17 protein-coding genes are annotated in these 21,168 nt (G+C 54.9%); 15 read left to right on the top strand and 2 right to left on the bottom strand.

Annotated features, from left to right (window positions below):
• The first annotated feature begins 14 nt into the window (after positions 1–14).
• Positions 15–887 carry a DNA-3-methyladenine glycosylase 2 gene (gene alkA, locus ACMGG5_RS21715; protein WP_090419612.1) on the top strand — a complete coding sequence of 291 codons (873 nt, stop codon included), beginning with the start codon at positions 15–17 and terminating at the stop codon, positions 885–887.
• Here the strand turns inward: alkA and ACMGG5_RS21710 are convergent.
• Positions 852–4,181 (bottom strand): diguanylate cyclase, encoded by a 3,330-nt coding sequence (locus ACMGG5_RS21710; RefSeq protein ID WP_417927596.1) that lies wholly within the window; start codon positions 4,179–4,181, stop codon positions 852–854. The two genes, alkA and ACMGG5_RS21710, sit on opposite strands and share 36 nt — an antisense overlap.
• A gap of 343 nt (positions 4,182–4,524) precedes the next feature.
• Here ACMGG5_RS21710 and udk point away from each other — a divergent pair, with 343 nt between their 5' ends.
• The 3 genes from udk (at position 4,525) to asmA (ending at position 7,712) form a co-directional block, all read left to right on the top strand.
• Positions 4,525–5,166: a uridine kinase gene (udk, locus tag ACMGG5_RS21705; RefSeq protein WP_008500855.1), complete on the top strand. Its 642-nt coding sequence runs from the start codon at positions 4,525–4,527 to the stop codon at positions 5,164–5,166.
• A 91-nt stretch (positions 5,167–5,257) separates the two neighbouring features.
• Positions 5,258–5,839 (top strand): dCTP deaminase, encoded by a 582-nt coding sequence (gene dcd, locus ACMGG5_RS21700; RefSeq protein WP_023312408.1) that lies wholly within the window; start codon positions 5,258–5,260, stop codon positions 5,837–5,839.
• 22 nt (positions 5,840–5,861) lie between these two features.
• On the top strand, positions 5,862–7,712 hold the full coding sequence (gene asmA / locus ACMGG5_RS21695) for an outer membrane assembly protein AsmA (protein WP_267216974.1): 1,851 nt from the start codon (positions 5,862–5,864) through the stop codon (positions 7,710–7,712).
• 90 nt (positions 7,713–7,802) lie between these two features.
• Here asmA and ACMGG5_RS21690 read toward each other — a convergent pair whose 3' ends face one another.
• Positions 7,803–9,386, bottom strand: a complete 1,584-nt coding sequence (locus ACMGG5_RS21690) for a TerC family protein (protein ID WP_061714793.1) — start codon at positions 9,384–9,386, stop codon at positions 7,803–7,805.
• 692 nt (positions 9,387–10,078) lie between these two features.
• Between ACMGG5_RS21690 and ACMGG5_RS21685 the strand changes: the two genes are divergently transcribed.
• The 11 genes from ACMGG5_RS21685 (at position 10,079) to fcl (ending at position 21,168) form a co-directional block, all read left to right on the top strand.
• Entirely contained in the window at positions 10,079–11,218 is a 1,140-nt protein-coding gene (locus ACMGG5_RS21685; RefSeq protein ID WP_014170829.1) for a polysaccharide export protein, read from the top strand.
• Positions 11,219–11,224: 6 nt separating this feature from the next.
• Positions 11,225–11,668, top strand: a complete 444-nt coding sequence (gene wzb / locus ACMGG5_RS21680) for a low molecular weight protein-tyrosine-phosphatase Wzb (RefSeq protein WP_023312405.1) — start codon at positions 11,225–11,227, stop codon at positions 11,666–11,668.
• A 2-nt stretch (positions 11,669–11,670) separates the two neighbouring features.
• A complete protein-coding gene (wzc, locus tag ACMGG5_RS21675) occupies positions 11,671–13,833 on the top strand; it encodes a tyrosine-protein kinase Wzc (RefSeq protein WP_420278493.1) in 2,163 nt (720 codons plus the stop codon).
• Positions 13,834–13,984: 151 nt separating this feature from the next.
• Positions 13,985–14,827, top strand: a complete 843-nt coding sequence (gene wcaA / locus ACMGG5_RS21670; protein ID WP_023312403.1) for a colanic acid biosynthesis glycosyltransferase WcaA — start codon at positions 13,985–13,987, stop codon at positions 14,825–14,827.
• On the top strand, positions 14,827–15,318 hold the full coding sequence (gene wcaB / locus ACMGG5_RS21665; protein ID WP_023312402.1) for a colanic acid biosynthesis acetyltransferase WcaB: 492 nt from the start codon (positions 14,827–14,829) through the stop codon (positions 15,316–15,318). The genes wcaA and wcaB overlap by 1 nt, the downstream gene beginning before the upstream one ends.
• Positions 15,315–16,532: a colanic acid biosynthesis glycosyltransferase WcaC gene (gene wcaC, locus ACMGG5_RS21660; RefSeq protein ID WP_048992951.1), complete on the top strand. Its 1,218-nt coding sequence runs from the start codon at positions 15,315–15,317 to the stop codon at positions 16,530–16,532. The genes wcaB and wcaC overlap by 4 nt, the downstream gene beginning before the upstream one ends.
• Positions 16,507–17,727, top strand: coding sequence for a colanic acid polymerase WcaD (gene wcaD, locus ACMGG5_RS21655; RefSeq protein WP_048992950.1), 1,221 nt, complete (start codon positions 16,507–16,509; stop codon positions 17,725–17,727). The genes wcaC and wcaD overlap by 26 nt, the downstream gene beginning before the upstream one ends.
• Positions 17,728–17,743: 16 nt before the next feature.
• Positions 17,744–18,490, top strand: a complete 747-nt coding sequence (gene wcaE, locus ACMGG5_RS21650; protein WP_290093374.1) for a colanic acid biosynthesis glycosyltransferase WcaE — start codon at positions 17,744–17,746, stop codon at positions 18,488–18,490.
• A gap of 15 nt (positions 18,491–18,505) precedes the next feature.
• Positions 18,506–19,054: a colanic acid biosynthesis acetyltransferase WcaF gene (gene wcaF, locus ACMGG5_RS21645; RefSeq protein WP_420278492.1), complete on the top strand. Its 549-nt coding sequence runs from the start codon at positions 18,506–18,508 to the stop codon at positions 19,052–19,054.
• Positions 19,055–19,078: 24 nt separating this feature from the next.
• Complete coding sequence (gene gmd / locus ACMGG5_RS21640) at positions 19,079–20,200, top strand: GDP-mannose 4,6-dehydratase (protein WP_014884502.1); 1,122 nt, start codon at positions 19,079–19,081, stop codon at positions 20,198–20,200.
• Between the two features lie 2 nt (positions 20,201–20,202).
• A complete protein-coding gene (gene fcl, locus ACMGG5_RS21635) occupies positions 20,203–21,168 on the top strand; it encodes a GDP-L-fucose synthase (RefSeq protein ID WP_024908102.1) in 966 nt (321 codons plus the stop codon).

Genomic DNA, 21,168 nt, shown 5'->3' with positions numbered 1-21,168 from the left:
AAAAAGGAGTAACGATGTATACCCTCACCTGGCTTCCCCCTTATGACTGGCAGTGGATGTTTGGCTTTCTTGGCGCGCGTGCGGTAACGGGCATTGAAACCGTCACACACGACTACTACGAGCGCAGTTTTGCCTGCGAAGGAAATCAGGGGATCTTCCGCGTGACGCCGGATATCGCCACCCATACGCTGACCGTGACCCTCAGCCCGGGGTTAATTCCGGTTGCGCAGACGTGCCTTGAACGCATCGAACGCCTGTTCGATCTTGCCTGCAATCCGCAGCACATCACGGATACGCTGGGCGATCTCGGTGCTGCCCGGCCAGGCTTACGCTTGCCGGGAGCGATGGATGCGTACGAGCAGGGCGTCCGGGCGATTCTCGGACAGCTGGTGAGCGTGGCGATGGCGGCGAAGCTGGCGTCGCGCGTGGTGGCGTTATGCGGCGAACCCGTGGCGGATTGCCCGGGCTATCTCTGCTTCCCCACGCCGCAGGCGCTGGCGGCAGCGGATCCTCTGGCGCTGAAAGCGTTAGGTATGCCGGTAAAGCGTGCGGAGTCGCTGATTCATCTGGCGCAGTCGGTCCTCGACGGGACGTTTCCGCTATTCCCACCCGCGAATATAGAAGAGGGGATGAAAGCGCTACAGCAGCGGCCGGGGATAGGGCGCTGGACGGCAAATTATCTGGCCCTGCGCGGCTGGCAGGCGAAAGATGTATTTCTTCCGGATGATTACCTGATTAAACAACGCTTTGCCGGGATGACGCCCGCGCAAATTCGTCGTTATGCCGAGCGCTGGCAGCCGTGGCGCTCTTACGCGCTGCTGCACATCTGGTACACCGACGGCTGGTCGCCGTCAGTTGATGGCGAAATAGCTGGTGTTGAGCAGTAGATCCAGCGGCTGCGGCTCGGCGATGGTGTCACCAAAGATAAAATCAATGCCGATGCCGGAGAGCGTATCCATCATGATGGGCTGGTTGCAGGGGCCCGCGATGGTTTTCATTCCCAGACGCTGGGCGTGGCCCTGCACAATGGTCACCATCATCTCATCCATCAGATTGCCATACACGTTGCTTACCACCTCAGCGTCCAACATCAGATAGTCGGCCATATTCGCGGTCAGGTGGGTAAAGACGTTCATGTCGCGTCCTACCTGGCTGAAGATCACGCGGCAGCCCGCCTGGCGAAGCTTTTGCAGACTCCGCTGCAGGTTCTTATCCGGGCTGCACACCACATCGGCAGAGATAACCAGATGTAGCAGACGACCCGGCATGGGGCTTTTATCCAGCAAATCGAGAAGCTCATCGACCAGCGTCACGCTGGCTAAACCGGCCTCAGAAAGCGGCAGTGCCACACCCATGCCTTTACTGGCGATCTGGGCGGCATAGGTGCGGAAAAACTCGCTAAAAATACGTCTGTCGAGGGCGTGCAAAAGCTCAGGCTCCGCCAGGCCCGAGCGGAAAGCATGCTCTTCCTGGACTTCGCCCTGACTGGTCCACAGGCGTAACGACAGCAGCCAGAAATTACTGCTTTCCGGGATGCGCGGGGAGGCGACGCTGCGGGCAATCATCATCAGGTGATTGTCTTTAATCATGTGCCACTGTTCATCAAGCGACATCATGCTGCGCGTTTGGTGATCCCGCTCCTGCTGGGGTTCGTAAACCGTCACCATGCCGCGCCCGCTGTTTTTTGAGGCATAACAGGCAATGTCCGCTTGCGACATGATCTCCGACGCCTGATGGTTATTTTCATCAATCAGCGTGATGCCGGCGCTGGCGCCGATCCGGTGCAGGCGGCCTTCCCACATAAAGTGATAGTCATTGATCGTCTGGATCAGGCGACCGGCAATATAGCGCGCGCTTTCAATATTGCAGTCCGGTAACAGTAACCCGAACTCGTCCCCGCCCAGACGCGCCAGCACGTCGCTGGCGCGGAGCATGGTCAACATCAGGGAAGAGAGTTCCCGCAGCAGGGCATCGCCCGCCGCGTGGCCTGCCGTATCGTTGACGGCTTTGAAGCGATCGAGATCGATAAAGACCAGGGCATGACGCTGGCGCGTTTCGCGAACGGTCTGCAGGAGGCGTTTGAGATGATTTTCGAAGCTGACCCGGTTTGCCAGATGGGTCAGGGCGTCGTGGGAGGCGCTATAGCTGAGCTGGCGCAGCATTTTGCGCGACTCGGTCACGTCCTGAATCACGATAACCGAGCCAATATTCTGCCCATCCAGCGTGCTGAGCGGCGTAATGCTGTAATGAATATCGAAATTTCCACCGGTACGGCAATTCAGCACCACGTCCTGATCGATATCGGAACGGGACATATCGCCGCTGTGAATATTCTCCATGAGCGGCCCTTTTTCACCAAAGGTGATGTGCAACACCTTCAGGATCGGCTGGCCGATAGCCTCGGTCTGCAGCCAGCCGCTCATTTTCTCGGCCACCGGGTTCATAAAGGTGACGTTCATGTTGATATCGGTACACAGTACCGCTTCACCGATGGAATCGAGGGTGATGTGCAGACGCTCTTTTTCCTGGAAGAGGGCTTCGTTGAGCTGCTTAACCTCGGTCATGTCCATGTTGATGCCGAGCAGCCGTTCGACCTCACCCTGCTTATTAAGCACCCGGTTCGCCAGGGAGCGAATATGGCGCACGCCTTCCTTCACGCGGATGCGAAATTCCAGCTTAAACGGCAGACGGGAAATCAGAGAGTCCCGCAGCACCTTCTCTGCGTGGGCGCGATCTTCCGGCAGCATCGTGTCATGCCAGAGCTGCCAGGTGGGCTTGATGTGCGGCGGGATTTCATACAGCTCAAACATCCGCTTGTCCCAGCTGATAATGTCTGGCTCCAGATCCCACTCCCAGATGCCGATGCCGCCCGCTTCGTTAGCAAGCGTAATGCGCTCCATCAGGCGCTTATTGACCCATTCGGTCTGCTTCAGGTCGTTAATGTCTTCAATCTGGGCGATAAAATAGAGCGGCGAGCCGTCGGCATGACGCACGACGGAGACGGCCAGCAGCGCCCAGACCACTTCCCCGTCGCGGGTATAATAGCGCTTCTCGAGGGTATAGGTATTGATGTCGCCATTGACCAGCTGTTCAAGCTGTTCGAGGTCGGTGTGCAGATCTTCCGGCCAGGTGAGCTGCTGGAAGGTCAGCGACTGGAGCTCAGTCTGGCTGTAGCCGAGGAAATTGCACAGCGCCTTGTTAGCCTGAAGCCATTTGCCCTCAATGCTGACCAGCGCCATACCGATGGCCGAATACTCCATCGCATTGCGGAAGCGCTCCTCGCTTTCGGTGATGTGTTTGCGCTCGGCGCGGAAGGCGTACATCACCATGGTCATCACGTTAGCGGGCAGGAGCAGCATCAGGAACGGCAGCCAGGGGGCGTTCAGCATCGGCCCGGCGTGCTGGGTGGTCAGCGCCAGAGGGTTACGGGCAATCATCAGCGACACAACCATCACGGTGACCAGAAACACCATAAACGCTTCCATCCGTGGCAGGCGCACGGCGCTCCACATCAGCAGAACAATCACGCAGGTGAAAGGCCACGGCAGCCAGGTGATGGCTGCCCAACTGAGGGCTAACGTTACGGCCAGCGTGGTCAGCGTTTCCAGCAGCAATCTCGGGTCACGGTGGCGCAGCAGATAATGGGGTTTAAACAGCAGGCCCAGCGGCACCAGCGCCAGCGCGCCAATGGCTTCTGACAACACCCAGACGAAGAAATTGCGCAGGGGTTCAGGGCCGGGTGCCAGCAGAGACACAAGAATACCGCCCACCAGCGGCGGAACCAGCGCGCTGCCGATGGCCACGCGGATCCAGTCGTTCAGATTCTGCAGCGGGTTGTACCACGGGAGCCATTTGCGCAGAAACAGCGCGCCGATAGCGGCCTCAATGACGTTGATAGAAGGGTAGATGAAGCTGACCGACCCCCATGAAAACAGCATCCACGAGGCCAGAACATTGCCGAACGAACAGGCCAGGGCGATTCCCGGCCACATTTTCCCCGCATGGCGGTAAAACGCCACCATCATAATGGCGGTGGGGAACCAGAGCGGGGCCAGCAGGGTACCGAAGCGGGTGAGCTCCAGCGAAAATAAGGTAAAGATAAAGGTGACCAGGCCCAGACAGACAAGTCGTATTAGAGGATGTGGGGTGGTAACCAAAACCCGCTGGTATTGTTTATTCATTACCGCTTTATCCAGAGACGCCATGCCGTCAGGGAAGATGTCCGAACGCGTGAATTTGATAATTTGGTTTATGCTAGTACAAACAATTTACAATTCATATGGTGACCGCTCAGAATTTGACACCATAGACTTATTAAATACTTACTCCGTTAAAAAAAACGATTAAACGCTGAAAAAACGTTCATTTAAATTTCACTCAGGGAATAAAACGTCACTTTTCGGCCAGTCTCGCAGAACCTGTGCATTCGACTGGTATCACGCCCGCGAAATCCCTATAATTGCCGCGTTTGACGCTCCGGCGTCGTCCTTCCTTAACATCCAGGTTAATCAGGTCGCTAAATTTATGACTGATAAGTCTCATCAGTGCGTCATTATAGGCATCGCCGGCGCATCGGCTTCAGGTAAAAGTCTAATTGCCAGTACGCTTTATCGCGAACTGCGTGAACAAGTAGGTGATGAGCATATCGGCGTCATTCCCGAAGACAGCTATTACAAAGATCAATCCCATCTGTCGATGGAAGAACGCGTCAAAACCAACTATGACCACCCCAATGCGATGGATCACAGCCTGCTGTTCCAGCATTTAGAAGCGCTTAAGAGCGGCCAGGCGATTGAGCTGCCCGTTTACAGCTACGTAGAACACACCCGCACCCAGGAAACGATCCGCATCGAGCCGAAAAAGGTCATTATCCTTGAAGGCATCCTGCTGCTGACCGACGCCCGCCTGCGTGAATCCATGAACTTCTCGATTTTCGTTGATACCCCGCTGGATATCTGCCTGATGCGCCGCATCAAGCGCGACGTGAATGAACGTGGACGTTCGATGGACTCCGTTATGGCGCAATACCAGAAAACGGTCCGCCCGATGTTCCTGCAGTTTATTGAGCCATCCAAACAATACGCCGATATCATCGTGCCGCGCGGGGGTAAAAACCGCATTGCTATTGATATCTTAAAAGCGAAAATCAGCCAGTTTTTTGAATAAGCCGCGTGAATTGTGTACCGTTCAGAGATAACCTGGTTTTACCCTGAGCGCTTACCGCTTCAGGGTACGATGCATGAAAGGAGAAAGTGCCATGCGTCTTTGTGATCGCGATATAGAAGCCTGGCTGGATGAAGGCCGTTTGTCTATTACCCCACGTCCACCTGTTGAGCGTATCAATGGCGTGACCGTTGATGTACGGTTAGGTAATAAATTCCGCACCTTTAGCGGCCATACCGCACCGTTCATTGACCTTAGCGGGCCGAAGGACGAAGTCAGCGCCGCGCTCGATCGCGTGATGAGTGACGAAATCGTTATCGACGAGGGCGAAGCCTTTTATCTGCACCCAGGTGAACTGGCCCTGGCGGTGACGTTTGAATCCGTCACCCTGCCTCCTGACCTGGTCGGCTGGCTTGATGGCCGTTCTTCGCTGGCACGACTGGGACTGATGGTCCACGTGACCGCGCACCGTATCGATCCAGGCTGGTCGGGGCGTATCGTACTGGAGTTCTTCAACGCCGGTAAATTGCCGCTGGCGCTGCGCCCGGGGATGATGATCGGCGCGTTGAGCTTTGAACCGCTGTCAGGCCCGGCAGATCGTCCTTATAACCGTCGGCAGGACGCAAAATATCGCGACCAGCAGGGCGCGGTTGCCAGCCGTATTGATAAAGACTGATCGTTAGCCCATTGAGGATGCCATGAGAAGAGTTCTGACAACGCTGATGATTTTGCTGGTGGTGCTGGTGGCCGGCCTTTCGGCGTTGGTTCTGCTGGTTAACCCCAACGATTTCCGCGCTTACATGGTGCGGCAGGTCGAGGCACGCAGTGGTTATCAACTGAAGCTTGACGGGCCGCTGCGCTGGCACGTCTGGCCGCAGCTCAGCATTCTCTCTGGCCGCATGTCGCTTACGGCACCGGGGGCATCCCAGCCGCTGGTGTCCGCAGACAACATGCGCCTTGATGTGGCGCTGTTCCCGCTCATTTCCCATCAGCTGCAGGTTAAACAGGTGATGCTGAAAGGCGCGGTGATTCAGCTCACCCCGCAATCCGAAGCCGTGCGCGATGCAAATGCGCCGGTTGCACCGCGCGAAAATACCCTGCCGGATGAGCCGTCTGATACAGGCTGGTCCTTTGATATCGGCAAGCTGAAAGTGGCCGATAGCGTGTTGGTTTTCCAGCATGAGCACCAGGAGCAGGTGACCGTTCGTAACATTAACCTGCAGATGGAACAGGATGCGCACCATCTTGCGTCGGTGGCGTTTAGCGGGCGCGTGAATCGCGATCAGCGCGATTTGACCCTGTCGCTGAATGCAAGCGTCAATGCCTCAGACTATCCGCACCAGCTCACCGCCGACATTCAGCAGCTGGACTGGCAGCTGACGGGGGCCGATCTTCCCACCCAGGGGATCACCGGGCAGGGAACGCTGCAGGCCGTCTGGCGCGAAGAACAAAAGCAGCTGGAGCTGGATAATCTCAACCTGCAGGCAAATGACAGTAGCCTGAAGGGGCAGGCGAGCGTTACGCTCGAAGAGAAGCCGAAGTGGGTGCTGAATCTGCAGTTTGACAAGCTCAATCTGGAAAACCTGCTGCCGCCGCTGCCAGCCAGCGCCACCGACAGCGATGCCACGCAGACGGGGCAAAGCCAGGCACCGGTATCGCGTCCGGTTATCTCGTCTAATCTTGATCAACCTGACTATAACGCCCTGCGCGGATTCACGGCGGATATTCTGCTGAAAGCCAATAGCCTGCGCTGGCGCGGTATTGATTTTACCGACGTGAGCAGCCAGATGTTTAACCATAACGGTTTGCTGGTGATCTCCGAACTGAGCGGTAAGATGGGCGCAGGGAACCTCTCGCTGCCCGGCACGCTGGATGTCCGTAAAGACGTTGCCAGCGCCGAATTCCAGCCGCGTCTCGACAACGTTGAGATAGGTACCATCCTGAAAGCGTTTAACTACCCGATATCCCTGACGGGGCAGTTGACGCTAGCGGGTGACTTCTCAGGCACGAAAATTGATGCCGATGCTTTCCGCCGCGAGTGGCAGGGGCAGGCGCATCTTGATCTGAAAAACTCCCGTATGGAAGGGCTTAACTTCCAGCAGCTGGTGCAGCAGGCGGTTGAGCGCAGCAGCGATGTGAAAGCGCAGGATAACTATGACAGCGCCACGCGCCTCGACAGCTTCACCGCGGACCTGACGCTGGACAACGGACAACTTTCTCTCGACGGAATGCAGGGCACCTCTTCACTGTTATCAATGACGGGTGACGGTAAGCTGGATCTGGTGAAAGAGACGGCGGACACGCGCTTTAACGTGCGGGTACTTTCCGGCTGGCAGGGTGAGAGCAAGCTCATCGACTTCCTGAAAGAGACGCCGGTTCCGCTGACCGTATATGGTAAATGGCAGGCTCTGAATTACAGCCTGCAGGTGGATCAGATCCTGCGTAAGCATCTGCAGGATGAAGCGAAACGTCGGCTTAGCGGCTGGGCGGATCGTAATAAAGATTCACAGGACGGCAAGGATGTGAAAAAGCTGCTGGATAAGCTGTGATGCCTGTTGCGCCGGGGGGCGGCTCCGCCTTACCCGGCCTACAAAAACCGAACATCGTAGGCCGGGTAAGCGAAGCGCCACCCGGCTTTTTTATACCTCAAAATCCAGTTCTTCCTCATCCCGCAGCGGAATGAGCTGAACCTTCTGCACGCGATGGTTTTCAATCTGCAGGGTTTTCAGCAGATAGTCGCCCACCTGAACCTCTTCCCCCGGCTGCGGGATACGCTGCAAATACTCCATCAGCAGACCGGCAATGGTGTGATATTCCCGCTTTTCATCCAGCGGCAGCGGGACATATTGCACCAGATCTTCCAGCGGCATATGGCCGTTAGCCGTCCACGAACCGTCTGCGTTTTTCTGAATGTCGTGGCGGGCATCAATCTCATCCACCTCGTTTGGCAGATTACCGGCGATGGTTTCCATTACGTCGCTGAGCGTGACCAGTCCTTCCACCGAACCAAACTCATCCACCACAAAGGCAAAGTGCGTGCGCGCGTTACGGAATTGCTCAAGGGCGGAGAGCAGCGGTAGCCCCTCCGGGAAGACCAGCGGCTGGCGTACCAGGATGCGGAGATTGAGCGGCTCGCCGTGCAGCTGCTGCTGGAGCAGGTCAATAACGTGCACCACGCCCAGCAGCTCCTCTTCCTCTTCACCGCCGGTCACCACCACGCGGGTGTGCTGGTTTTTATCCAGCAGGGCGCGAATGTGCTCTTCCGGTGCCGTCAGGTCGATATGTTCAATGTCATGTCGTGAGGTCATGATGCTGCTGACCGTCCGCTGGTTCAGATTGAGCACCCGCTCGATCATCCGCCGTTCCTGCGGATCAAAGATCAGCCCGTCGCTGTGGTCGGCCAGCATGGCTGAGGATTCGGCGTCCAGCTCCGCATCCTCTTTCTTACCGCTTAACAGGCGCATAACCGTGTCGGCCGTACGCTGACGCAGGGTCTGATTCGCGGACAGGAAGCGGCGGCGGTTAAATATCGCCAGCTGGTTAAGCGCTTCAATCATGACGGAGAACCCGATGGCGGCATACAGGTAGCCTTTCGGAATATGGAAGCCAAAACCGTCGGCCACCAGGCTAAAGCCAATCATCAGCAGGAAGCTCAGACAGAGGATGACGATTGTCGGGTGACTGTTCACAAACCGTGTGAGCGCCTTGCTGGCCATCACCATCAGGGTGATGGCGATAATCACCGCGGCCATCATCACCGCAAGGTGGTCCACCATCCCGACGGCGGTGATCACCGAGTCCAGGGAGAAGACCGCATCCAGCACCACGATCTGCGCTACCACCGGCCAGAATTTCGCCCCGCGGCGCTGGGTTGGGTTCTCGCTGTCTTTGCCTTCCAGCCGCTCGTTGAGTTCCACGGTGGCTTTGAACAGCAGGAACAACCCGCCGAAGAGCATGATGAGATCGCGTGCGCTAAAACTCAGACCGTGAATGGAGAACAGTGGCTGAGTGAGCGTGACCAGCCAGGAGATAGAGGCCAGCAGCAGTAACCGCATCACCATCGCCAGCAGCAGACCCGTCACGCGCGCGCGGTCGCGCTGGGAAGGGGGCAGTTTTTCAGCGAGGATGGCGATAAAGACCAGATTATCAATCCCGAGCACTAACTCGATGACGACCAGCGTAACCAGCCCGGCCCAGATTGAGGGATCGGCAATCCATTCCATAGTAATAGTAATACCTTCTGTTATATGACGAATGTCACACTTCGATCATGGATAAAGCTGGGGGAAATTGCAATGCCGGGCTGAGATTTCTCTTAATACGAGGGGTAAAAAAGAGAGCATTCTCAACAGGGTGTAAATAAGCGAAATACGTATATTTAATTACAAAGAAAGCATTTTAGGATATATCGCAGATAATGGTTTTTAGTCTCTTTTTGTCAATATAAAGAAATTCCTAAAAGGTCAAAAATTTGCTCTTAATATTAATCTTAAAAACTGATATTAGGACAGTTGTCTCCTTGCCTGCTATTAGGTTAGCTGCAACAATTCTCCCAGCATCAAATGTTAAATCTCGGTGTTGCTATTAATGTTCGGTCTTCAGGGATGGTTATTCATTATCCGTCTGGTTTCTCAAGCGGCTGATATATTTCCAGAAGACCTTGTTCAAGAGGGTGTCTATCCATAACACATTGTTTAGTCAGTGGATTGGTAACTGAAAGCCAAGGGCGGTAGCGTGCCTGAAAGCGTGTGAATCAGCCCCGATTATTCTGTCAATAGCCAATGGATGAATAAGCTTTTTTTAGGACTGATGCCAGTTATATTTCTATTTGATTAACTGCATGCTGAAACCCAATACGACTCGAGCTTATTTAAATTGCACAGGGTAATTACTCTGCCAAAGTGATAAATAATCAATGATGAAATCCAAAATGAAATTGATGCCATTATTGGTGTCTGTGACCTTGATGAGTGGTTGCACGGTCTTTCCCGGCAGCAATATGTCAACAATGGGTAAGGATGTGATCAAGCAACAGGATGCCGATTTTGATCTCGACAAAATGGTGAATGTTTATCCACTTACGCCTCGTCTGGTCGAACAATTACGTCCACGTCCGAATGTTGCCCAGCCGAATATGTCGCTGGACCAGGAAATTGCGTCCTACCAGTACCGCGTGGGGCCGGGTGACGTGATCAACGTGACCGTCTGGGACCACCCGGAACTGACCACCCCAGCGGGCCAGTACCGCAGCTCAAGCGACACCGGTAACTGGGTGCAGTCAGATGGCACCATGTTCTATCCCTACATTGGTAAAGTTCATGTTGCAGGGAAAACGCTTGCCGAGATCCGTAGTGATATTACCGGCCGCTTAGCGCAGTACATCGCCGATCCGCAGGTGGACGTTAATATCGCCGCATTCCGCTCGCAAAAAGCCTATATCTCCGGCCAGGTGAACAAATCCGGCCAGCAGGCCATCACCAACGTTCCCCTGACCGTACTGGATGCCATTAACGCCGCGGGCGGGTTAACCGACGGCGCCGACTGGCGCAACGTGGTGCTCACCCACAACGGGAAGGAGCAGCGCATCTCGCTGCAGGCGCTAATGCAAAACGGCGATCTGACCCAGAACCGTCTGCTCTATCCGGGCGACATTCTCTACGTGCCGCGCAATGACGATCTGAAAGTCTTCGTGATGGGTGAAGTGAAGAAACAGAGCACCCTCAAAATGGACTTCAGCGGTATGACCCTGACCGAAGCGCTGGGCAATGCTGAAGGTATCGATCTGACGACCTCTAACGCGACCGGTATCTTCGTGATCCGTCCGCTTAAAGGTGAGGGCAGTGCGAAAGGCAAGATCGCCAACATCTACCAGCTGGATATGTCCGATGCGACCTCTCTGGTGATGGCGACGGAGTTCCGTCTCCAGCCATACGATGTGGTGTACGTTACCACCGCGCCGGTTGCCCGCTGGAACCGTCTGATCAACCAGTTGCTGCCAACCATCAGTGGCGTTCGCTACATGACGGATACGGCGCGCGACATTCATACCTGGTAATCCGCGATGTTTAACAAAATTCTGGTGGTATGCGTGGGGAACATTTGCCGTTCCCCCACGGCTGAACGGCTGTTGAAACACTACCAGCCCGAACTGACCGTTGATTCGGCAGGGCTGGGTGCACTGGTCGGTAAAGGTGCCGATGAGCGCGCTACGAGCGTGGCGCGGGATCATCACCTCTCTCTCGACGGCCACGTGGCCCGCCAGGTCACTGGCCGCATGTGCCGGGAGTATGACCTGATCCTGACGATGGAAAAACGCCATATTCATGCGCTGTGCGATATCGCTCCGGAGATGCGCGGCAAGGTGATGCTGTTTGGTCACTGGGACAATGAACGTGAAATCCCCGATCCGTATCGCAAAAGCCATGAGGCCTTTGAGGCGGTTTACACCTTACTTGACCAGTCTGCCCAACAGTGGGCGCAGGCACTGAAAGTTCAGCAGGGATAACAATGACAGAAAAAACAAGACCTTCTGCCGCCCCGATTTCGGGCAGTGATGAAATTGATATTGGGCGCCTGGTCGGCACTGTTGTAGAGGCAAAGTGGTGGGTGCTTGGCATTACCGCCGTATTTGCCGCGGCGGCCGTCGTCTACACGCTGTTCGCCACCCCTATCTACAGCGCCGACGCGCTGGTGCAGATCGAGCAGAATACCGGCAACTCGCTGGTGCAGGACATCGGTTCCGCGCTGGCGAACAAGCCGCCGGCATCCGACGCCGAAATTCAGCTCATCCAGTCACGTCTGGTGCTGGGTAAAACGGTTCACGACCTCGGGCTCGATATCTCCGTCACCAAAAATACCTTCCCGGTCTTTGGTGCCGGCTGGGATCGTCTGATGGGGCGAAGCAACGACACGGTGAAAGTGACTGACTTCGTGCTGCCGAAAGGGGCTGCCGATCAGACGTTTACCCTGACGGTGCTTGGTCCGAAACAGTACCAGCTAACCAGCGACGCAGGTTTTAGCGCGCGCGGTGAAGTAGGGCAGATGCTGACCAAAGACGGCGTCAGCATGATGGTCAGCGCGATCAACGCCCAGGAGGGCGGTGAATTCACCGTCACCAAATTCTCCACGCTGGGGATGATCAACAATCTGCAGAATAACCTGACCGTCACCGAAAACGGTAAGGACACCGGCGTGCTGAGCATGACCTTTACCGGTGAAGATAAGGATCAAATCCGCGACATCCTGAACAGCATTACCCGCAACTATCTTGAGCAGAACGTTGAGCGTAAGTCGGCGGAAGCGGCGAAAAGCCTGGCCTTCCTCGCGAAACAGCTCCCGGAAGTACGCGGCCGTCTGGATAATGCCGAAAACAAGCTGAACGCCTACCGTCAGGATAAAGACTCCGTTGACCTGCCGCTGGAGGCGAAATCGGTCCTCGATTCGATGGTTAACATTGATGCGCAGCTCAACGAGCTGACCTTCAAAGAGGCGGAGATTTCCAAGCTTTATACCAAACGTCACCCGGCCTACCGCACGCTGCTCGAGAAGCGCCGTACGCTGGAAGAAGAGAAAGCGAAGCTCAATGACCGCGTGACCGCGATGCCGAAAACGCAGCAGGAGATCGTGCGTCTGACCCGCGACGTGGAGTCCGGACAGCAGGTTTACATGCAGCTGCTGAACAAGCAGCAGGAGCTGAAAATCACCGAAGCCAGTACCGTGGGTGACGTGCGCATCGTCGACCCGGCTATTACCCAGCCTGGCGTACTGAAGCCGAAGAAAGCGCTGATCATTCTCGGCAGCATTATTCTCGGCCTGATGCTCTCTATCGTGGGCGTGCTGTTGCGTTCCCTGTTCAACCGCGGTATCGAAAGCCCGCAGGTGCTGGAAGAGAGCGGTATCAACGTCTATGCCAGCATTCCGCTGTCTGAGTGGCAAAAATCCCGTGACAGTGTCAAAACCATCAAGGGCGTTAAGCGTTACAAACAGAGCCAGCTGCTGGCGGTGGGTAACCCGACCGACCTCGCTATCGAAGCGATCCGTAGCCTGCGTACCAGTCTGCACTTCGCCATGATGCAGGCCAAAAACAACGTCCTGATGTTAACCGGCGTTAGCCCGTCAATCGGTAAAACCTTCGTCTGCGCCAACCTGGCGGCGGTGGTCAGCCAGACCAACAAGCGCGTGCTGCTGATCGACTGCGATATGCGCAAGGGCTATACCCACGAACTGCTGGGCACCAACAACGTTAACGGTCTGTCGGAAATCCTGCTCGGCAAAGGCGACATTAGCCAGAGCGCGAAACCAACAACGGTGCCGAAATTTGACCTGATCCCACGCGGTCAGGTGCCGCCTAACCCGTCCGAGCTGCTGATGAGCGAACGCTTCACCGAGCTGGTGGAGTGGGCGAGCAAAAACTACGACCTGGTGCTGATCGATACGCCGCCAATTCTGGCCGTGACCGACGCGGCCGTTGTTGGCCGCCATGCGGGCACCACGCTGATGGTAGCGCGTTACGCGGTGAACACCCTGAAAGAGGTGGAAACCAGCCTGAGCCGCTTCGAGCAGAACGGAATTGAGGTGAAAGGGGTGATCCTGAACTCCATCTTCCGCCGCGCGACCGGGTACCAGGATTACGGGTATTACGAGTACGAATATAAGTCTGACAGTAAATAAAAAAACACACCCCACACCCCTCACCCTAACCCTCTCCCCAAAGGGGAGAGGGGACTGTTCGGTGCTGGATTTGGGGGACGAACGTAATGATAACCACTGGCTGCCTTTCACCCTCTCCCCTTTGGGGAGAGGGCCGGGGTGAGGGGAAAAAATGACCACACAACGCCCTTTAGTTTCAATCTATATGCCGACATGGAATCGTCAGCAGCTGGCGATCCGCGCAATCAAGTCGGTGTTACGTCAGGATTACGATAACTGGGAGCTGATCATCGTTGATGACTGCTCTTCCTCGTATGAACAGCTGCAAAAGTTTGTGACTGACCTCAACGACCCGCGGGTGGTCTATACGCATAACGCCATTAACTCCGGCGCATGTGCGGTGCGTAATCAGGCGATTATGCAGGCCAAAGGGCAGTATCTGACCGGTATCGACGACGATGACGAATGGACGCCGAACCGCCTGTCTATCTTCCTGTCGCATAAAGAACAGCTGGTTACGCACGCTTTTCTGTATGCCAACGACTATGTCTGCCAGGGCGAAGTTTACTCGCAGCCCGCCAGTCTGCCGCTATATCCGAAATCACCGTACTCTCGCCGCCTGTTCTACAAGCGCAACATTATTGGTAACCAGGTCTTCACCTGGGCGTGGCGTTTCAAAGAGTGCCTGTTCGATACCGAACTCAAGGCCGCGCAGGATTACGATATCTTCCTGCGCATGGTGGTGGAATACGGTGAACCGTGGAAAGTGGAAGAGGCCACGCAGATCCTGCACATCAACCACGGGGAGATGCAAATCACCTCCTCGCCGAAAAAGTTCTCCGGCTACTTCCATTTTTACCGCAAGCACAAGGACAAGTTTGACCGTGCCAGCCGTAAATATCAGCTCTTTACCCTCTATCAGATCCGCAATAAGCGCATGAACTGGCGCACGCTGCTGACGCTGCTTTCCGTGCGTAACGGCAAGCGCCTGGCTGACGGGCTTCGGGGGAAATAATGTTTCTGGAAGATTGCCGCGCTAACAGCTGGAGCCTGCGTCCGTGCTGCATGGTTCTGGCGTACCGCATCGCGCACTTTTGCTCGGTGTGGCGTAAGAAAAACGTCCTGAACAACATCTGGGCGGCACCCGTGCTGGTGCTGTATCGCATCATCACCGAATGCTTTTTTGGCTATGAAATCCAGGCCGCTGCCACCATTGGCCGCCGCTTTACCATCCACCACGGCTATGCGGTGGTGATCAACAAGTTCGTGGTCGCCGGGGATGATTTCACCATTCGTCATGCGGTCACCATTGGCAACCGTGGGCCTGACAGCCTGGCCTGCCCGGTCATCGGCAATAACGTCGAGCTGGGGGCGAACGTGGTGATCATCGGTGACATCACGATTGGTAATAACGTCACGATTGGTGCTGGCAGCGTGGTGCTGGACAGCATTCCGGATAACGCGCTGGTGGTGGGAGAAAAAGCCCGCGTGAAGGTGATTAAATGAACATTCTGCAATTTAACGTACGCCTCGCAGAAGGCGGAGCGGCAGGCGTGGCCCTGGATCTGCACCAGCGCGCGCTGCAAAAAGGACTTCAGTCGCGTTTTATTTATGGCTACGGCAAAGGCGGCAAGAAAAGCGTCAGCCACGATAACTTCCCGCAGGTGCACAAGCACACGCCGCGTCTGACCTCGATTGCCAACATCGCGCTGTTCCGCCTGTTTAACCGCGATCTGTTTGGCAACCTGAACAATCTTTACCGCACGGTGACCCGCACCACGGGCCCGGTTGTGCTGCATTTTCACGTGCTGCACAGCTACTGGCTGAATCTGGAAGAGGTGGTGGCGTTTTGTCAGAAGGTGCAGGCCCACAAGCCCGACACCCGCTTTGTCTGGACGCTGCACGATCACTGGAGCGTAACCGGGCGCTGCGCGTTTACCGACGGTTGCGAAGGCTGGAAAGATAACTGCCAGAAGTGCCCGACGTTAAGCAACTATCCGCCGGTGAAGGTGGATCGCGCGCATCAGCTGGTGGCCGGAAAGCGTCAGCTGTTCCGCGACATGCTCTCGCTCGGCTGTACGTTTATCTCTCCAAGCCAGCACGTGGCCGATGCCTTCAACAGCCTGTACGGGGCAGGGCGCTGTCAGATTATCAACAACGGCATCGACGTGGCGACGGAAGCCATTCTTGCGGAGCTGACCCCGGTGGCGGAAACCGCAGGCAAACCGAAAATCGCTATCGTAGCGCATGACCTGCGCTACGACGGTAAAACCAACCAGCAGCTGGTGCGCGACATGATGGCGCTGGGGGACAAGATAGAGCTTCATACCTTCGGCAAGTTTTCACCGTTCGAAGGGGCCAACGTGGTGAACCACGGGTTTGAGACCGACAAGCGCAAGCTGATGAGCGCGCTGAATGAAATGGACGCGCTGGTGTTCAGCTCCCGCGTGGATAACTACCCGCTGATCCTCTGCGAAGCGCTCTCAATCGGCGTGCCGGTGATTGCCACCCACAGCGATGCGGCGCGTGAAGTGCTGGAAAAATCCGGCGGGAAAACCTTCACGGAGCAGGAGGTCCTGCCCCTGGTACAGCTGCCGAAGGCGCAGATTGCTGAGATCGTTTTTGGCACTGACCTGGAATCGTTCCGCAACCGCAGCCGCAAGGCCTACAGCGGACAACAGATGCTGGAGGAATATGTCTCGTTCTATCAGAGTCTGTAGTTATCTGCTGCTGCCGCTGATCTACCTGCTGGTCAACGTCAAAATTGCCCAGCTCGGCGAAAGCTTCCCGATAACCATCGTGACCTTCTTGCCCGTTCTGCTTCTGCTGTATGTCGATAAAATCAACCTGAAGAAGCTGATGATTGCCTTAGGGCTGGGCACGGGACTGACGCTGTTTAACTACATCTTTGGCCAGTCGCTGGATGCCAGTAAATACGTCACGTCAACCATGCTGTTTGTTTATATCGTCATTATTATCGGTATGGTCTGGAGTATTCGGTTTAAAACTATTTCTCCACACAATTATCGGAAAATCCTTAGGTTCTTTTATATTGCCGTTGCGTTAATTGTTATGCTTGCTGCCATGGAGATGGCGCAAATTATTCTAACCGGTGGCAGCAGCCTGATGGAGATAATTTCGAAATATCTCATTTACAGTAACAGCTATGTATTGAACTTCATCAAGTTTGGCGGGAAGCGTACTACAGCCCTCTATTTTGAACCGGCGTTTTTCGCTCTGGCGTTAATCTCAATTTGGCTCAGCATCAAACAGTTTGGTATCAAAACGCCTAAGACCGATGCTATGATTCTTGCAGGAATTGTTCTGTCTGGATCGTTCTCAGGGGTAATGACATTTATCCTGTTTTACCTGCTGGAGTGGGCGTTCCAGTACCTGAACAAAGATGCGATTAAGAAAAAACTGCCGCTGGCGATTATCTCTCTGACGGTATTTATGGTAGGCGTGATATTTGCCTTCCCGTACATCTCAGAACGTCTGGGTGATTTGGGAACGGAAGGATCTTCGTCCTATTATCGCATCATTGGGCCACTGGTGATGGTGGGTTATTCCTTAACCCATATTGATGGGGTAGTAAGATTCGGCTCACTTTACGAATATGTTGCATCATTCGGAATCTTTAACGGTGCGGATGTCGGTAAAACCATAGACAATGGTCTGTATCTGTTAATTATTTATTTTTCGTGGTTCGCCGTACTGTTGACCCTGTGGTATCTGTTTAAAGTTTTCAAAATGATGATTAACGCGTTTGGTGATAACCAGAACTTTCGCGTTCAGCTTTATCTGTTTACTCCGGTGTCGCTGTTTTTTACCGGGTCAATATTTAGCCCGGAATATGCTTTCTTGATTGTCTGTCCGTTTATTCTGCGCAAGGCGCTTAATATTACGAACGTATGACGAAATGAGGTGATTTATGTTTCTTAGCGTCATTACTGTCGCTTTTCGTAATTACGAAGGGGTGGTAAAAACCTGGCGCTCGCTGCGCAACCTGGCGCGCGATCCAAGCCTCACCTTTGAGTGGATTGTGGTCGACGGCGGCTCGAACGATGGCACGGCGGAGTTTCTGGAAAAACTCAACGGTGAGTTCAACTTACGCTACATCAGCGAGAAAGATAAAGGCATCTACGATGCGATGAATAAAGGCATCAACATGGCACAAGGCCGTTATGCCATCTTCCTGAATTCGGGCGACATTTTCCATGATGACGTGGCGCTGTTTGCCCGTCAGCTGGCGCGCCAGAAAGAGGATGCCATGTATATTGGCGATGCGCTGCTCGATTTTGGCGACGGACATAAAGTGTGCCGCAGCGCGAAGCCAGGCTGGTATATCTATCACAGCTTACCGGCCAGCCATCAGGCTATTTTCTTCCCGGTAAAAGGTCTGAAAAAACAGCCTTACGATTTGCAGTATAAAGTGTCTTCCGATTATGCACTGGCTGCCAGCCTGTACAAATCAGGTTACCCGTTCCGTCGAATTAAAGGGCTGGTATCTGAATTCTCAATGGGCGGCGTGTCAACGTCTAATAATCTGGAATTGTGCCAGGATGCCAAAAAAGTACAGCGTAAAATATTACGCGTGCCGGCATTCTGGGCGGAATTGTCTTATTTATTACGCGTGCGCACCACGGGTAAAACGAAAGCCTTATATAACAAAGCCTGAATATAAGGAAACGTAATGCAGGATCTGAAAGGTTTCTCCGTACCGAAAGATTTTCGGGGCGCGGGCGGTATTAAAGTGCAGCTGTGGTGGGCCGTTCAGGCCACCTTGTTTGCCTGGTCACCGCAAATACTGTACCGCTGGCGAGCATTTTTATTGCGCCTGTTTGGCGCAAAAATAGGAAAAAACGTAGTCATCCGACCTTCGGTAAAAATTACCTATCCGTGGAAATTAACGCTTGGGGATTACGCCTGGGTAGGGGATGACGCGGTGTTATATACCCTGGGCGAGATTACGATTGGCGCAAATTCGGTGGTTTCACAGAAATGTTATTTGTGCACCGGCAGTCACGATTTTATGAGTCAGCATTTTGATATTACCGCTTCGCCTATTGTGATTGGCGAAAAATGCTGGCTGGCAACGGATGTTTTTGTTGCACCGGGTGTTTCTGTTGGCGATGGCACGGTAGTCGGTGCCCGCAGCAGCGTTTTTAAATCGCTATCGGCAAATAAAGTTTGCCGTGGCAACCCCGCAGTGGTGATACGCGAACGCGTTGAAACTGATTAAATTCATAAGTAGAGGAATATAAACATGTCTAAAGTCGCTCTCATCACCGGCGTTACCGGGCAGGATGGTTCTTACCTGGCAGAGTTCCTGCTGGAAAAAGGTTATGAAGTCCACGGTATTAAACGTCGTGCGTCTTCTTTCAACACCGAACGTGTGGATCATATCTATCAGGATCCTCACGCGGCGAACCCGAAATTCCACCTGCACTACGGCGACCTGACCGATACCTCCAACCTGACCCGTATCCTGCAGGAAGTGCAGCCGGATGAAGTGTACAACCTGGGCGCGATGAGCCACGTAGCGGTCTCCTTCGAGTCCCCGGAATACACCGCTGACGTTGATGCCATGGGTACGCTGCGTCTGCTGGAAGCGATCCGCTTCCTCGGCCTTGAGAAGAAAACTCGCTTCTACCAGGCATCCACCTCTGAGCTGTACGGTCTGGTGCAGGAAATCCCACAGAAAGAGACCACGCCGTTCTACCCACGCTCTCCGTATGCGGTAGCAAAACTGTACGCCTACTGGATCACCGTGAACTACCGTGAATCCTATGGCATGTACGCCTGTAACGGCATCCTGTTCAACCACGAATCTCCACGTCGTGGCGAAACCTTCGTGACCCGCAAAATCACCCGCGCTATCGCCAACATCGCGCAGGGTCTGGAGTCTTGCCTGCACCTCGGCAACATGGATTCCCTGCGTGACTGGGGCCATGCCAAAGACTACGTGAAAATGCAGTGGATGATGCTGCAGCAGGAACAGCCAGAAGACTTCGTGATTGCGACCGGCGTGCAGTACTCCGTACGTCAGTTCGTTGAAATGGCCGCGGCACAGCTGGGCATCAAACTGCGCTTTGAAGGTACCGGCGTGGAAGAGAAAGGTATCGTTGTGTCCGTGACCGGCCACGATGCACCGGGCGTGAAGCCAGGCGACGTGATTGTGCAGGTTGACCCGCGCTACTTCCGTCCTGCTGAAGTAGAAACCCTGCTGGGTGACCCAACCAAAGCGCACGAGAAGCTGGGCTGGAAACCAGAAATCACTCTGCAGGAGATGGTTTCCGAGATGGTTGCCAAAGATCTTGAAGCAGCGAAAAAACACTCCCTGCTCAAGTCTCATGGCTACGAGGTTGCCATCGCGCTGGAGTCCTGAGAATGACAAAACAACGTATTTTTGTCGCCGGTCATCGCGGAATGGTGGGGTCCGCGATTGTGCGCCAGCTCGAGCAGCGCGGTGACGTAGAAGTGATTGTCCGCACCCGCGACGAGCTGAACCTGCTCGACAGCCGTGCGGTACAGGACTTCTTTGCTAACGAACGCATTGACCAGGTGTATCTGGCGGCGGCGAAGGTGGGCGGCATTGTTGCCAACAACACTTACCCGGCGGATTTCATCTACGAGAACATGATGATCGAGAGCAACATCATTCACGCGGCGCATCTGCACAACGTGAACAAGCTGCTGTTCCTCGGCTCATCCTGTATATACCCGAAAATGGCGAAGCAGCCGATCGCCGAAAGCGAGCTGCTGCAGGGCACGCTTGAAGCAACCAACGAGCCGTACGCGATTGCCAAGATTGCCGGGATCAAGCTGTGCGAGTCCTATAACCGTCAGTACAACCGCGACTATCGTTCGGTGATGCCGACCAACCTGTACGGACCGCACGACAATTTCCACCCGAGCAACTCACACGTGATCCCGGCGCTGCTGCGCCGCTTCCACGAGGCGACTGCCGAGAACGCACCGGACGTGGTGGTGTGGGGCAGCGGTACGCCGATGCGTGAATTCCTGCACGTGGACGACATGGCTGCCGCCAGCATTCACGTGATGGAGCTGGATCGCGAAGTGTGGCAGGAGAACACCGAGCCGATGCTGTCGCATATCAACGTCGGTACCGGCGTGGACTGCACCATTCGCGAGCTGGCGCAAACCATCGCGCAGGTGGTGGGTTACAAAGGTCGCGTGGTGTTTGACGCCACCAAGCCGGACGGTACGCCGCGCAAGCTGCTGGACGTGACCCGTCTGCATCAGCTGGGCTGGTATCACGAGGTGTCACTGGAGCAGGGACTGGCCAGTACCTACCAGTGGTTCCTGGAAAACCAGCACCGCTTCCGGGGGTAA

The organism is Enterobacter sp. BNK-34 (assembly GCF_048684445.1).
In the GTDB taxonomy this organism is placed as follows: Bacteria; Pseudomonadota; Gammaproteobacteria; order Enterobacterales; family Enterobacteriaceae; genus Enterobacter; species Enterobacter pseudoroggenkampii.
Note: the sequence above shows the minus strand (reverse complement) of the source record. Positions and strands in the feature narration are given on the sequence as shown.